This is a genomic window from Micromonospora okii (assembly GCF_020884795.1).
GTDB lineage: Bacteria > Actinomycetota > Actinomycetes > Mycobacteriales > Micromonosporaceae > Micromonospora > Micromonospora okii.
In genome coordinates this window covers 172,182-186,577 of record NZ_BBZF01000021.1, presented here as the reverse complement: position 1 = coordinate 186,577, position 14,396 = coordinate 172,182, and the positions used below count along the sequence as shown (strand labels likewise).

10 protein-coding genes are annotated in these 14,396 nt (G+C 71.6%); 2 read left to right on the top strand and 8 right to left on the bottom strand.

Features of this window, described 5'->3' with window-relative positions:
- Nucleotides 1-7: 7 nt before the first annotated feature.
- The 3 genes from mhpA to LPU43_RS20740 all read right to left on the bottom strand — a co-directional run bounded on the left by mhpA (nucleotide 8) and on the right by LPU43_RS20740 (nucleotide 3,702).
- Nucleotides 8-1,603 carry a bifunctional 3-(3-hydroxy-phenyl)propionate/3-hydroxycinnamic acid hydroxylase MhpA gene (gene mhpA, locus LPU43_RS20750; RefSeq protein ID WP_229402196.1) on the bottom strand — a complete coding sequence of 532 codons (1,596 nt, stop codon included), beginning with the start codon at nucleotides 1,601-1,603 and terminating at the stop codon, nucleotides 8-10.
- Between the two features lie 7 nt (nucleotides 1,604-1,610).
- A complete protein-coding gene (locus LPU43_RS20745; RefSeq protein WP_229402155.1) occupies nucleotides 1,611-2,384 on the bottom strand; it encodes a thioesterase II family protein in 774 nt (257 codons plus the stop codon).
- Nucleotides 2,385-2,445: 61 nt separating this feature from the next.
- Nucleotides 2,446-3,702: a cytochrome P450 family protein gene (locus LPU43_RS20740; RefSeq protein ID WP_229402154.1), complete on the bottom strand. Its 1,257-nt coding sequence runs from the start codon at nucleotides 3,700-3,702 to the stop codon at nucleotides 2,446-2,448.
- A gap of 704 nt (nucleotides 3,703-4,406) precedes the next feature.
- Here LPU43_RS20740 and LPU43_RS20735 point away from each other — a divergent pair.
- Nucleotides 4,407-5,573: a helix-turn-helix transcriptional regulator gene (locus LPU43_RS20735; RefSeq protein WP_306416158.1), complete on the top strand. Its 1,167-nt coding sequence runs from the start codon at nucleotides 4,407-4,409 to the stop codon at nucleotides 5,571-5,573.
- 94 nt (nucleotides 5,574-5,667) lie between these two features.
- Here the strand turns inward: LPU43_RS20735 and LPU43_RS20730 are convergent, their stop codons facing one another.
- The 5 genes from LPU43_RS20730 to LPU43_RS20710 all read right to left on the bottom strand — a co-directional run bounded on the left by LPU43_RS20730 (nucleotide 5,668) and on the right by LPU43_RS20710 (nucleotide 12,607).
- A complete protein-coding gene (locus LPU43_RS20730) occupies nucleotides 5,668-7,605 on the bottom strand; it encodes a multicopper oxidase domain-containing protein (RefSeq protein WP_306416156.1) in 1,938 nt (645 codons plus the stop codon).
- Between the two features lie 428 nt (nucleotides 7,606-8,033).
- Nucleotides 8,034-8,498, bottom strand: a complete 465-nt coding sequence (locus LPU43_RS20725) for a hypothetical protein (protein ID WP_229402151.1) — start codon at nucleotides 8,496-8,498, stop codon at nucleotides 8,034-8,036.
- A gap of 171 nt (nucleotides 8,499-8,669) precedes the next feature.
- The gene (locus tag LPU43_RS20720; protein WP_229402150.1) at nucleotides 8,670-10,379 is read right to left on the bottom strand and encodes an exo-alpha-sialidase; all 1,710 of its coding nucleotides are present in this window, start codon (nucleotides 10,377-10,379) and stop codon (nucleotides 8,670-8,672) included.
- A 589-nt stretch (nucleotides 10,380-10,968) separates the two neighbouring features.
- Nucleotides 10,969-11,556, bottom strand: coding sequence for a hypothetical protein (locus LPU43_RS29055; RefSeq protein ID WP_229402149.1), 588 nt, complete (start codon nucleotides 11,554-11,556; stop codon nucleotides 10,969-10,971).
- A gap of 319 nt (nucleotides 11,557-11,875) precedes the next feature.
- Complete coding sequence (locus LPU43_RS20710) at nucleotides 11,876-12,607, bottom strand: FadR/GntR family transcriptional regulator (RefSeq protein WP_229402148.1); 732 nt, start codon at nucleotides 12,605-12,607, stop codon at nucleotides 11,876-11,878.
- Between the two features lie 137 nt (nucleotides 12,608-12,744).
- Here LPU43_RS20710 and LPU43_RS20705 point away from each other — a divergent pair, with 137 nt between their 5' ends.
- Nucleotides 12,745-14,367: an ABC transporter substrate-binding protein gene (locus tag LPU43_RS20705; RefSeq protein ID WP_229402147.1), complete on the top strand. Its 1,623-nt coding sequence runs from the start codon at nucleotides 12,745-12,747 to the stop codon at nucleotides 14,365-14,367.
- The last annotated feature ends 29 nt before the right edge of the window (nucleotides 14,368-14,396 follow it).

Here is a 14,396-nt window from a genome sequence, read left to right as displayed (position 1 = left end):
CGGGCCGTCAGCCGGCCCGGTGCGGCGCGCCGGCCGGCACCGCGGCCCGCAACTGGTCGCGGAGGTCGTCGACCAGGGCGGCGACGCCGCCCCGGTCGCCCGCCGCGCCGAAGACGTGGTAGTCCGGACGGACGAGCAGGGACGTCGCCGCGAACCCCGCCAGGTACGGCCGGTAGACGTCGTCCACGTCCACCACCCCGTCCTCCTCCGGCGCGCTGCCGGGCGGCAGCAGCCGCACGACGTGGGCGTCCAGGTCGGCGAGGAAGGACAGCCGCTCCTCGCCGAGCGCGGCGCGCGGGTCGTCGGTGGTCAGCAGCACGAAGCCACGCCCGACGACGTCGTCGAAGAGCCCGGTGCGCCCCCGCAGGCCCACCCGCCCCTGCGGCACGACGGCACCCGCCGGCGGCTCGGCGGCGTCGGCTCCCGGCCGCCGGTGCAGCAGGCCGACCGGCAGCGGCTTCGCCGGCTCCGGCCGCGCCGGCGGCCGGCCGCGCCGGTTGGCCAGCACGGTGGCGTCCCGTTCGGCGGCGGCTGCCGGGTCGGTCACGCAGATCACCCGGCCCAACTGGACCGACGCCAGGATCGCCTCCCGGGCCTGGGCGCGGCGCTCCTCCGTGTAGGTGTCGAGGATCGACTCGGCCGCCAGGCCGCGCAGCGTCAGGTCGAGTTTCCACGCCAGGTTGACGACGTCCCGGATGCCGGAGCACATGCCCTGGCCGGCGAAGGGCGGCATGAGGTGGGCCGCGTCGCCGGCCAGCAGGACGTGACCGACCCGCCACTGCTCGGCCCACCTGGCCTGGAAGATGTACGTGGTGCTGCGCAGCAGGGTGGCGGTGTCGGGGGTGACGCCGAACGGCGCCAGCAGCCGCCACGCCGTCTCGTCCCGGTTCAGCTCGGCCGTGCTCTCGCCCGGCAGGCGCATGAACTCCCAGCGCCGCCGCCCGGGCCCGCTGCCCACCAGGGTCGTGGGGCGGGCGGGATCGCAGATCTGCACGTTCGTGGGGACGAACTCGCGGGGCTCGCGGAGTTCGACGTCGCAGAGCAGCCACTCGTAGGAGAAGCCGAGGTCGGTCACCGGCACGTCGAGGTGGTGGCGCACGAAGCTGTTCGCGCCGTCGCACCCCACGACCCACCGCGCGGAGAGGGTCCGGGTCGCGTCGTCGTCGGTGACGACGGTCACCTCCACCCGACCGTCGCCGTCGTCGATGCCGACGACCTCGTGGCCCCGCAGCACCGTGACGCCGGGCAGGGCGGACGCCCGGGCCGCGACGAGTTCCTCGAGCGCAGGCTGGTGCATCGTGTTCGCGTCGGGCCAGCCGTACGGGCCGGCCGTGGTGAACGCGATGTCGAGCAGCGTCTCACCCGCGGCGGTGCGCCACTGGTACCCGTTGGCCGGCGCCGTGATCCGGTCGAGGTCCGGGCCGATCCCGGTGCCGGCCAGGAGCCGGGCGGTCTCCCCGTCGAAGCTGGTCGCCCGGGGGAGCTTGTACGGCCGGGGGCGGCGTTCGAGCACGGTCACCCGCCAGCCGCGTCGGGCGAGCAGCACCGACAGCGTGGCGCCGATCGGACCGTTGCCGACGACGACGACGTCCGCGTCCATCAAGGGAACCTCACAGGTCGGCGGGGTGGTGGTCACCCGTCAGGCTCCGCCGCACGGTCGCGATCACGCGGTCGCCGCGGTCGACGAGGAAGAAGTGGCCCCCGGGCAGGACGTGCAGGTCCGTCGGCCCGGTGGTGTGCTCGCCCCAGGCCCGGGCCTCGTCGACCGACACCCGTGGGTCGCTGTCGCCGGTGAACACGGTGACGGGGCAGTCGAGCCTCCGGGCGGGGTCGTGACGGTAGGTCTCGACGGCCCGGTAGTCGGCGCGGATGGCCGGCAGGATCATGTCCAGCACCTCCGGGTCGGCGAGCATGACCGCGTCGGTGCCGTTGAGGGCCCGCAGCTCGGACACGATCTGGGCGTCCGACACCTCGTGCACCCGCTCGTCACGGTAGCGGGACGGGGCCCGCCGGCCGGAGACGAACAGGTGCGCCGGCGGCGGCAGCCCGGCGTCGCGCATCCGCAGCGCCAGCTCGTAGCCGAGCACCGCGCCCATGCTGTGCCCGAACAGCGCGAGGGGACGGTCGTCCAGGTGCCGCAGCGCGCCGAGGACCTGCTCCGCCAGGTCGGGGATGTTGTCGACCGGGGGCTCGCGGCGGCGGTCCTGGCGGCCCGGGTACTGGACCGCCAGGACCTCCACCGTGGGGGCGAGTGCCCGGGACACCGGGTGGAAGAAGCTTGCCGACCCGCCGGCGTGCGGCAGGCACACGAGGCGGGCCGCGCAGTCCGGCGTCGCGTGGAACCGGCGCAGCCACTTCTCGACGTGCTCCGCAGGGTGAGACAAGGCCAACATGCCTTTCCGGAGTCATCCGCGCCCGGCGTGGAGCCACGCCGGGCGCGGGCGCTCAGACGAGCTTCAGCGGGAGGTCCCTGGTCCGGGTGAAGCCGGGCCGCAGGATCCACGGGATCTCCTCGCGCGGCACCGCGAGGGAGAGGTTCGGGAAGCGGGTGAACAACCCCTGAAGCGCCACCTCCCCCTCCTGGTAGGCGAGGTGCTGCCCGAGGCAGCGGTGGATGCCCTTGCCGAACCCGAGGTGGCTCTCGCTGCCGACGGCCAGCCGGTCGACGATCAGCTTCTCGGGCTCGGGGAACTTGCGGGGGTCGGTGTTCGCGGCCGAGATCACGGGCACGATCGGCGCGCCGGCCGGGACGATCGTGCCGCCGACCTCGATGTCCTCCGTGGGGAACCGGGGCTGCCCGAACTGGATCGGCCCGAGGCGCTGGAGCTCGCGCACCGCCTGCGCCCACATCGACGGGTTTTCCTTCAGCCGCGCGAGCTGGTCCGGGTTCTCGAGGAGGAAGATGACCGAGTTGCCGATCAGGTACGTCGTCGTCTGGTGCCCGGCCGTCACCAGGCTGAACAGGATGCCGATCAGCTCGGTGTCGGTGGCGACGCCGGGGTCGGCCGCCTGGGCCTGCACGAGCGCGGTGACCAGGTCGTCCTTCGGCTCGCGACGCCGGCGGTCGAGCACCTCGTGCCCGAGGTCGATGCAGCGGCGCAGGGTGGGCGGGATGTTCGGACCGTCCATGGTGGCCATGGCGTCGCCCCAGGCCCGCCAGTCGTCGCGGTGTTCCTCGTCGATGCCGACCAGCTCGCAGATCACGGTGACCGGCAGCGGGTAGCAGAACTCCTGGACGAGGTCGACCGTCGTGCCGTCGCCGGCGATTTCCTCGAGGTGGTCGAGCAGGTCCGCGGTGACCTTCTCGACCCGGGGGCGCAGCTTGTTGATCCGGTGCGCGGTGAGCGCGTACGAGACCAGCTTGCGCAGCCGGGTGTGGTCCTCCCCGTCGGCGGCGTTGATGATGTTCGCCATCCAGGGGAGCAGGTCCTCCGGCATCTCCAGGTGCTCGAACACCCCGTTGCGGATGTCCGCCATCGGGGAGTCCGGCGGCGGGTTGACCAGGAACCGCGGGTCGGTGAGGACCTGGCGGACCTCCTCGTAGCTGGTGGCCAGGTACATGGGCGGCCCGCCCATGAAGGTGCCCATCATCTTCCGGGGCGCCTCGCGCAACCGCGCGTGCTGACCGAACGGGTCGGCGACCACTTCTGGTGAGAACAGGTCGACCGGCGTGTCGACCAGGTTCTCGGAGGTGGCGGTCATAGGCCTCTTCCTTCCGTGTCGGATAAGCGTGCGATCCGCTGGGCGGGACGGGCGTGCTGCGGCCCCGTGTCGGAACGATAGGGAAGCGGCGGCCGGCTGAGCATCCCTCAACCTGATAGGGCCGGTCGTCGCCCCGGGAGCCGGGCGGCCTGCCCGGGGTACGGCCGGGGCGCGGTGGTGGCCCCCCGAATGTCGCGCTTGCCTGAACGCTCCCCACCTGAGCGCACTGGTCCACCGGGAACCGAAATGCGCTGCCCGGTTTGGGACCTCGCCCTACCCCCTGGTAATGTCAACCGAACGTGCGGTTTTGATCTACGGACAGTGACCACCCCTCCTGTCGTACGAGGGAATCGAACATCGTGCGACCGCGACCAGCGTAAATGTCTACATTGACCGCCTTCAAAATGTCCTCTGGACGCAGAGGCTTGTCGGTAGTACCGTTGGTGACGGGTTACCTACTACGCGTAATCGGCAACGGGGCAACCACGCGAGAATTACTGGGGGCACTTTTGTCTTCTCTGTTGAGGCCGTCGCCTTCCGGCGTTTCCATCCTCTCCGGCCGCAACCGCTACACGCCGAAGGTGCAATTTCCTCAGCAACCTTTCGTCGGGTGTGCGGATGATATTTCATCGGGCTCGTGCGAGACGGCCGCTCTTTTTCGCTCCTCCGCCCTGTCCTGGTACGACGGGCGGCTCGACGCGGGATTGCAGTATGCCGCGTCGGCCGTCGGCGTCCGGTGCGAAGACGGCCACGAGTTCTGTGAGCTGGCCCCCCTGTGGCACGTCGCGCTGCTGACCAAGGCCCGCGAGGTCGAGGCCGGCTGGCGGATGATCAACTCGTTGGAGACGCGCGGGGGCGAGCCGGAGTCGCAGGTCATGACCGCGACGTCGCACGTGATCCGGGGCGAGCTGCTGTTCGCGATGGGCTGCGTCGACGAGGGCCTCGCCGAGGTCGAGGCCGGGCTGCGCGTCGCGGAGCGGTGCGGCGCCCGCTCGCTGCTGCCGACCGGGTACGTGGTGATGGCGCTCGGCGCGCTGCGCCGGGCCGACATGCGGTCCTGCCTGCACTACGTGGACAAGCTGACCGGCGAGGCCCTGCTGGGCTACTTCGGGCAGGCCGCGGGAGCCTGGGTGACCGCTCAGGCGGCCGAGGCCCGGGGCGGGGTGGACAGGGCGGCCGGCCTCATCGCCGGGATCGTCGCCAACCCCGCCGTCCTTCGCCAGCTCCTGGTGTCGGAGCCGGCGGCGGCCTCCTGGCTGGTCCGCTCCTGCGGCAAGCTGGGCGCCCACGACCTCGCGAAGACCGCGGCGGCGGCGGCCTCCGCCGCGTCCGCCGCCCAGCCGCGCTTCGCCGTCGTCCGGGCGTCGGCCCTGCACGCCGCCGGGCTGCTGGAGGACGATTCCGGCAAACTGCTGGAGGCGGCGAATCTGTATCCGGATCTGTGGTGCGGGGCGTCCGCGCGCGAGGATCTGGCGGGCCTGTTGTCGGCGCGGCGATCCGAGCGGAACAATGCGATCCGCATTCTCGAGTCCGCTCTGGGTGGCTACACCGCGGTCGGCGCCACGCGCGACGCGTCCCGGGTGGTGAACAAACTCCGGGAATTCGGCGTGCGGCGCGGCGCCATTCGCGCGGTCGAACGCGACGGCCAATTGCCGCACGGCCTGACCAATACGGAATTCGCAGTCGCGGAACTCGTCAGCCAGGGGCACACCAACAACGAGGTCGGCAGACAGTTGTTCATCTCCCGGCACACCGTCGCATTCCACCTCAAGAAGGTGTATCAGAAGATGAGCGTCGCATCGCGGGTCGAATTGGCGGCCACGTGGAAGGCGATGCAGTGGAGCGTGGGCAGAAAGACCGTCGAGGGATGACGGCGAACGGGCCCGGCCGCGACAGCCGAATCGCCGCGGTGGCCGGCCCCGTGAGGAACGGGGCCGGCCACCGGGGGAGCCGTTGAGAGGCGACCTACGAGTGCCCGCCGTGCTTCGCGGGGGTGCCGTGGCCGGAGCCGCCCGGGTGCATGTGGAAGCGGGCGATCTGTGGCGGGTGCACGACGAACGGCCGCATCATGCCCTCGTCCTCGTGGTCGAGGATGTGGCAGTGGTACATGAACTCACCGCTCGCGCCCTCGAACCGACCGGCGACCTTGATCCACTCGCCCAGCCGTAGCTGGAACGTGTCCTTCCAGCCCTCCTCGTACTTGTGGATCTGCGGGCCCTCGGCGGGCACGGGCAGCGGCGCGCTGGTGCCGCCGGTGGCGAGGTCGAAGGCCCGCAGGTCGCTGTAGGTCCGCCGGCTCGTCATCTGGAACCGCGCCATGTGGATGTGCGTCGGGTGCGGTGCCCCGCCGAGCTGGATCAGGTTCCACACCACCCACCGGCCCTGGTTGATGAAGATCGTCCTCGTCTCGTCGAACAGGCTCGCGGCCCGCCGGAACGTCCGCACCCTCCCGTCGGCCGGATCGGTGAGCTGGATGATCCCCTCCGCCGGGAACTGCGTGGGCAGCTCGGCCGGATCGGTGATCTCCTGCAACTCCCACATCTGCGGGTGCGCCTGACCGGCCGTGTTGGGCGGGATCGTCGCCACGAACACCTCGTCGTGGTCCACCGGCACCGTGGTGCCGTGCGCCAACCGCAGGTACGACGCCGACACCTGCTCCGGCAGCCGGAACGAGTCGTTGCGGCTGCGGCTGTCGACCCGGAACTCCATGATGTCCGGCTCGACCGAGGCGCCGGTGTTGCGCAGGCGCAGGCGCTGCCCCGTGAACCGGCTGAAGTCGATCAGCAGGTCGACCCGTTCCCCCGGCGTGAGGGTCAGCCCCCCCGGGGGCATCGCCGTCGGGGCGGGCAGCAGGCCGCTGTCGGTGCCGATGAGCCGCACCGCGTCGTTGACCAGGGTGCCCGCCTCGTCGACCAGGTCGAGGCGGAAGAACCGGCCGTTCGCCCCGTTGAGCACGCGGAAGCGGTACCAGCGCGCGTCGACGTCGAGGTGCGGCCAGATGACGCCGTTGACGACGGTGAACGGACCGCTGACGGGGGCCGTCGTGCCGGTCGCGGGCAGGTACTGGAACTTGAACAGCAGTTGGCCGGTGAGCGCGCCGGTGGCCGGGTCGGTGTCGAGGTTGCGGTCGGCGATGACCAGCGGGATCTCGTAGTCGCCCCGCGGCAGCCGCAGCGCGTCCTCCTCGTCGTCGCGCACCAGGTACATGCCGGCCAGCCCGGCGAACACGTTGAAGCGCGTCACGGCCATCGCGTGGTCGTGGTACCAGAGGGTCGTCGCCGCCTGCTCGTTCGGGTACTCGGTGAGCTGCGCGTGCCCCGGCTGGATGCCGTTGTGCGCCCAGCCGTCGTTGCCCGCGTTCGTCAGCGCCCCGTGCAGGTGCACCACGGTCCACGGCGGTAGGTCGGCGACGCCCTCGATGAACTGCACCCCCGCGGCCATGGTGCCGTCCGGGTTCAGGTAGCCGGGCTGGTTCGCCGGCGTCGGCACCGCGTACGGGGCCCGCACGGCCACGAGCGGGATCGTGTCCTGGAGTTCGTTCTGCCACGCGACCCGCAGCCGCCTGCCCCTGCGCACCTCGATGGTCGGGCCGGGGAAGTGCCCCTCGTAGGTCCAGAGCGCGGTCGTGGGCAGTTCCGAGTGCAGCCGCGCCCGCGCGTTCGTCATGTTTATCGTAAGCATGTCCCGACGCCGCGACGAGTGCGGCCGGATCGACGGCGGAATTCGTAACGGGTCACGGAATTTGGTGAGACCGAAGTTCGGCGCGAGCGGCGCGGCGGACCGCGCCGCTCGCGCCGACGCCTGCTGGGTCCTCGAACTGATCAGGCTCGCGCCCGCCGCGACGCCCGCGGAGCCGAGTACGGCGGAGGCGAGGAACTTGCGGCGGTCGAGGGAGTTGTTCATCGGTGTTTCCTCGGGGTTTGCGTGTTCAGTTGGCGGTGCGACTGCGGATTTCCCGCACGCGACGGGCACCAAGGCGTGTTCGACCCGAGCGCCGACGGTGCGGACGGCGGCGTGGAGTTTCGTCTTTCCGCGTAGTGGCACCATGCCTTCGGCCGGTGTGCGGTTGAGCCTGGTTTAGCGCAGAGCCGTCCGCTATCCGCCACACGTCCATTAGTGATCTACGACCCGCCATGATGGACAGTCGAAGAGTCAACGCGCGAACCCGCCCGACACCGGCCTGCGGCCCGAACAATTCCCCCTCGCAGACCAGCGCCCGGCGACCGTGCCGGCGGCCTGCCGCATTGCCTCGCTGAGGCGGCTACCGCGCGTTGGCGGCGGCGGCATGACCGGCCGACGGGCGCCGGGCGCGGGGCCGGGCGGGATCGGTCTCAGTACTGGTAGCTCACCGTGACGGTGTCCTGGGCGGTGCCGCCGGTCGCGGGGTACGTACCGCCGTAGAGCGTGTGCCGGACGGTCACGCTGCCGCGCGCGCTCTGGCCGTTGAACTGCGACAGCGTGATGGTGGTGGCCCCGGTGATCTCCTGCGGCTCGGTGCAGAGGATCTCGGTGGTGGAGTACTGCTGCCGGTAGCAGACCCGGACGGTCTCGCTGGTCCGGCCGTTGGGGTACGGCGTGACCAGGACCGACGTGCCCGTGATCAACGCGTTGGAGGGAACCGCCGACTGCGGCGACTTGGAGAAGTACATCGTGGCGTAGCCGCCGTCGAGGTAGATGTTGTACTTCGACTGGCTCACCGTCCACGAACCCGTCGCCGCCGACGCGGGGGACGGCGCGACGGCCGCCGAGGCCACCGCGCCGACCAGCACCGCTGTGACACGGATGTTCCTGTTCATGTGCGCTCCCTTCGCCGTGAGGCGGGCGGACGCGGCCGGCCGGGTCTCCCGCCTGCGACGGTCACCGGCTGCCATGTTCCCCCACCCTCCGTACGGCGATGATCCCGCCGGGTGACATGTGCGCCATCCAGCGATAGTGAACAATCACCCGGCGGGACGCGAGGTCGGGCGTCAGGCCCCCTTGACCCAGTCCAGGCCGAGGCGGGCGAAGTGGATGCCCCCGGTGTTGCCGACCTCGTAGAGGTTGCCGACGGTCCCGTCGGCCAGCACGGCCATCGTCGAGTAGCCCGCGCCGCCCGGCCTGACCAGCGCCCGGCCCGGCCAGCTCGCGCCGTCGTCGGTGGAGAGCCGTACGGTGAGGTCGTTGCGGGCGGTCGGGTGCGCGTTGTTGCTGAACAGCGCGGTACGGGTGCGCAGCGGCGCGCCGTTCGCGCCCACCTCCGCCGGGCGCAGGTAGGACAGCTCGTCGGCGTTGCAGAGCGGATCGGTCAGCGCGGCGCTGGCCGTGGCCGGGCCGAACGTCGCGCTCCCGTCGGTGGAGGTCGCGTAGTAGCGGCTGCGCACGCCGTTGTGCCGCATGTTCTGCACGACCGCCCCGGTGCCGCGCTCGACGGCCTTGCTCTCGTTGATGTTCCCGCCGGCGGAGCCGCCGCGCCGCCACGTCACGCCGTGGTCGTCGCTGTAGATGTTGCCGGCGTGGCTGGTGCCCGCCGCGTCGCGGTAGGCGATCGGCTGGACCAGCCGCCCGGTGCTGGTCTGGATGCCGTGGCCGGAGGAGAAGAAGACCTGCTGCCACGCCGGGTCCTTGACCGCCGGGTTCAGCTCCACCGGCGCGCTCCAGGTGACGCCGTCGTCCCGGCTCGTGACGTATCGCAGGTGCATGCTGTTCGGGTCGTCCGCCGTGTTGACGCCGGACGAACCCGACCAGAAGCTGATGCCGGGCCTGGGGGAGTAGGTGAAGAAGCAGTAGACGACGCCGGTGGCGCGGTCCACGAGCAGGCTGGGGTCGCCCGCCCCCTCCCGGGTGGTGGCGGGGGCGTGGATGACGCGCGGCTGTTCGAAGGTACGCCCGCCGTCGGTGCTGCGGACCATGGCGATCTGGATGTTGTTGGTGCCGCCGCCCAGGTCGTACGAGCCGTCGATCCGCGCGTCGGCCACGGCGATGACGGTGTCGTTGTTGGTGACGGCCAGGCCCGGGATGCGGACGGAGGCGGCGGTGCCGTCGTAGCGGCCGTTCGGGCCGTTGAGGTTGCGGATGACGGTCTGCGTGGTCAGCAGCGTCGTCACGTTCATCTGCGGGGTGCCGGCGGCCATGCCGCAGCCGGCGGTGCCCCGGTGCGTGCTGTCGAAGCCCGGGGCGGTGACCCGCAGGGTGTACGGGGTGCCGGCGTCGACCGTCCAGTAGTGCAGGTGGTTGCCGCCGGCGGCGACCGTGCGGGTCCACGGGGAGCCGGTGCGCCCGGGCCACGTGACGGTGAAGTCCCGGGCGGTGGCGGTGCGGTTCTCCAGCACGAGCTGGAGCCGACTGTTAGTGCAGTCGAAGCTGGTCAGCGACGACATGCCGGTGCCGCAGTGGAAGATGCCGGCGGTCGTCTCGTCCAGCCCGGTCGGGGTGGTGGTGCGCAGCGAGTACGCCGTGCCGGCCGCCAGCGTCCAGTACAACTGCGCGCTGCCGCCGGCGGGGACGGTGCGGGCCCAGGGCGAGCCGGTGCGCCCCGCCCAGGTGACGGTGAAGGACTGCGCCGTGCCGCTGCGGTTGTCGAGCAGCAGGTTGAGTTGGCCGGTCGTGCAGTCGGCGCTGGCCGTCGCGCCCACTCCGGCGGGGGCGGCGCTGGCCTGCGTGCCGGGCAGGAGCGCGGCCAGGCCGACGGTGGCGGCCACGACGGCTGTGATGCGGCGCGATGTCGCTGGGACAGAAGACACGGCGTTCCCTCCGGGGGCGGGGCGTGGGGGTGGGAACGGAGTCGGCAATGGGTGTGACGTCCGACATCCGATGTCCTGACGCTAGGGCGCGCCGCCCGGGTCGTCAAGAGATCAATCGATGGGCATTCGTGGTCGCCAGCGCGGGGCTCGCTGTGGCGCGCTGTGGCCACCCCGGACCTGACCACCGGTTCCGCGGAGGCCGGCCGCGGTGACCGCCCTGCTCGCTGCTGGTCCCGCCCCAGGCGCTCGCCGAGGCGTCGCCTCGTGGGCGGGAAGCAGGCAGGGGGCGGCGGCACAGGTGTTCGGTCGCCTGATGGAGCTGCTCCGTCTGCGCTACCGACGGTGCCCTGCTCCTGCCGCGTGGGCGGTCGTCAGTGGCAACGCGCGGCGGGCGTGGGTGATGACGCGCCCTGGGGTCGGCGGCACGCCCACGGCGTCCCGTTCGCGCGGGCAGCTCCATCAGGGACCGAAAAGACTTGCCTTCTCTACGGGTCTGCCTTCAGGGCGTTGCGGCTGACCGGCGATCTCCGCAGCCTTTCGGGGGCGCTCACCGACGGGGTCGACGCGGCGGCTGTGCGGCTGTGGACCCGGTGAGCGACTCCAGCAGGTTGCGGGTGCTGCGGTGGACGTCGGCGGCGAGCGGCGGCAGGCCCAACAGGGCGGCGAGCCACCAGCCCTCGACGGCTAGGCGCACCGTGGTGGCCGCCGCGGTGTCGATGCCGTCGTGTTCCAGTCGGTCCTGCCAGCGGGCGTAGGCATCGCGTAACGGGGCCAGCAGGCGGGGGTCCAGCGCGACCGCTGCGGCCAGGGCCGCGACGGGGGCGTCGTGGTCGACGGCGTCCGGGGCGGGCGGGGCGGCGGGGATGGTGACGTCGAGGTAGGCGCGGGTGAAGGCCCCGGGGTTGTGCTGGCGGCGGCGTCGGCCAGGGCGTCGTCGACTGCCGTGACCGCGCGCGCGACGAGCGCGGTCAGCAGCGCCTCCTTGGACGGGAAGTGATACATCAACCCGCCTTTGCTCACCTGCGCCCGCGTCGCTGACCGGGCTCGCCGCCGTACGCGCGATGCGCCGGAGGCTGCCGTCGGCACCAGCGCTGCTGTCCATCTCGCTCGCGTTGACCGCTACCGCTGGCGGCATGGCCGTGGCCTACTTCGCGCAACGCGCCCAGTTCGACCGTTCTGGATGCTGTCGAACCTGGCTCTGCTGCTGTTCCCCCTGCCGCTGCTCACCCGGCTGGGTCGCACCGGCCGGTGCACCCACGGCCCGGTGACCCCGCAGGCCCGCGAGACCGTCCACATGTGACCCGACTTGCGGTGCCCGCCGGAACCTCGGGTGGACGACGCGCGCCCCGGCCCGGTCACCCACCGCCGTGGTGGCTCGCCGGCGAGCCGGCCGCGGGCCGCCGGATCGTCGACGTCAGTGGCACCCACCGGCACCAGAACGGTGCGCCGTCGGCTCAGGACCGCACGGCGCGGGCGATGCTCGCCCGGATGGGCGCGTAGTGCTCGGCGATGGCCGTGCGCAGGCGCGCCGGGTCGCCGGCGGCCACGGCGTCCACGATGGCCCGGTGCCGCTGGGCGGTGATCACCCGGTCCTCCGGCTCGGTGCGCAGCGTGGGGGCCACAATGGCCTGGACCTGCCAGAACGCCTCGGTCAACTGGAGGATCAGGTCGTTGCCCAGCGGCTCCATCAGCTTCAGGTGGAACGCCCGGTCAACCTCCAGGAAGTCCCTCCCCTGGGCGGCCAGGCGCTCCATCTCGTCGACCAGCGCGGAGAGGTCCGCGCGGTGCGCGTCGTCCAGGAGGCCGATGGCCTCGGCTGCCAGGCCCTGCTCGAGGGTCTGTCGGACGTCCACGACCTGCCCCAGCACGTGGTGGTCCTCCTCGCCGCTGAGCAGGCCGCGGAACGTGAGGCTCTCCACGAGGGCGTTGAGGGACATGCGGCCGACGAAGGTGCCGTGGCCGTGCCGCACCTCCACGATGTCGAGGGCGGAGAGGATCTTGACCGCCTCGCGGACGCTGGAGCGGCTGGCCCCGACCGCCTCGCAGAGCTCCACCTCGGTGGGGAGGGGATTGCCCGGCTTGAGGCGATTGCGCAGGATGTACTCCTTGATCCTGGTCGCGACCTCCTGCCGGCGGGGGCCCGGGCGCTCCGTGCCGCGTAGCGGCGTCGCGTCAATGGTCGTCATCTGCCCCTTGCCCTTCGTTCACGAATCTGCAACGCTCAGGCTATCGGCATCAGACATCAGACGTCATACCCATACCCTGAAAATCCCCCGGCGCGAGCGGTGACGCGAGCGCATGAAGAGCCTATGGAGGCAGCTCCGTGAGCACCACTGGTAAGCCACCGAGGAGCCGGAGCGCATCCCCGCGCCGGGCCCGCTCCCTGGCCGTCGCGTCCCTTGCCGCAGCCCTGGCGATCGGGCTGGCGGCGTGCGGTGGCGGCCCCGCCTCGACCAACGCCGTCGGAGGCGGTGGCAAGGCGTCGATCGAGACCACGTTGGCGTTCACCCTCTCCAGCGGGTTCGACCCCGGCAACGCCTCCTCGGCGGTGGCGACGGCGGTCAACCAGCACATCTTCGAGGGTCTGATCGATCTCGACCCGGTGACCCGCGAACCGTACCGTGCCCTGGCCAAGGCCGACCCGGTGGCCGGCCCCGACGGGCTCACGTACACGGTGTCGGTGCGCGACGGCGCGAAGTTCTCCGACGGCACCCCCGTCACCGCCGAGGACGTCGCCTGGTCCTTCAACCGCGTGCTCAAGCCGGCGGACGCGGCCACCCCGCCGCTGATGCAGGGGTTCGTCTCGTTCATCGACTCGGTCACCGCCAAGGACGCCACGACCGCCGAGTTCAAGCTGAAGTACCCGTTCGCCCTGTTCGCCGAGCGGATCGCGGTGATCAAGATCGTCCCGAAGGCGAAGACCGGCGACGCCGCCGCCGCGAAGGCCTTCGACACCGCGCCCATCGGCTCCGGCCCGTTCAAGATGGACAGCGCGTCGAAGGAGTCGGGCGTCAAGCTGAGCAAGAACCCGAACTACGGCGGCCCCCGGCCCGCCAAGGTCGACACGATGACGTGGAACACCACCACGGAGGCCTCGGCGCGGGTGTCGGACCTGCAGGGCGGTCGCGTCCAGGCCATCGAGGCGGTGCCGTACCTGAACGTCGACTCGCTCAAGGGCAAGTACACCGTCGACGTGAAGCAGGCCTTCAACCAGGTCTTCCTCATGTTCAACTCGTCGGCCGCGCCGTTCAGCGACAACCGGGTGCGCCAGGCCCTGCACTACGCGATCGACAAGGACGCGGTCATCAAGACGGCGCTCAACGGCTACGGCAGCCCGGCGACGAGCTACCTGGACGAGGGCAACAAGGACTACCAGAAGGCCGCCACGGTCTACGGCTACGACCCGGAGAAGGCCAAGGCCCTGCTCGCCGAGGCCGGGGTGACGAACCTGTCGTTCCGGCTCGACACCACGGACAACTCGGTGGTGAAGGACGTCGCCCCGCTGGTCATCGAGCAGTGGAAGAAGATCGGCGTCGACGCCAGCCTGAACACGGTGCCCTCCGCGGCCATCTACGGCGACGTCGTGCCGAAGGACACCTTCCGGGTGCTGATGGCCACCGGTGACCCCAGCGTCTTCGGCGTCGACACCGACCTGCTCATGCGGTGGTTCTACTACGGCGAGACCTGGCCGGGGCAGCGCTACCGCTGGCCCGCCGCCGACCGGAAGGCGATGGCCGACCTGCTCGACAAGGCCGCCCAGACGCCCGACGAGGCGGCCCGCAAGGCCGTGTGGAAGCAGGCCCTCGACATGGCGGCCGAGGAGGCCGCGCTCTACCCGATCCTGCACACCAAGGTCGTCACCGCCTACGACCCCGCCAAGCTCGCCGGCTTCTCGGGCGCGGCGACCACGGGCCTGTACTTCCTGGGCACCGGCCGCAGCGGCTGAGCCCGCCCGGGGGCACGGAACCCGCCCCC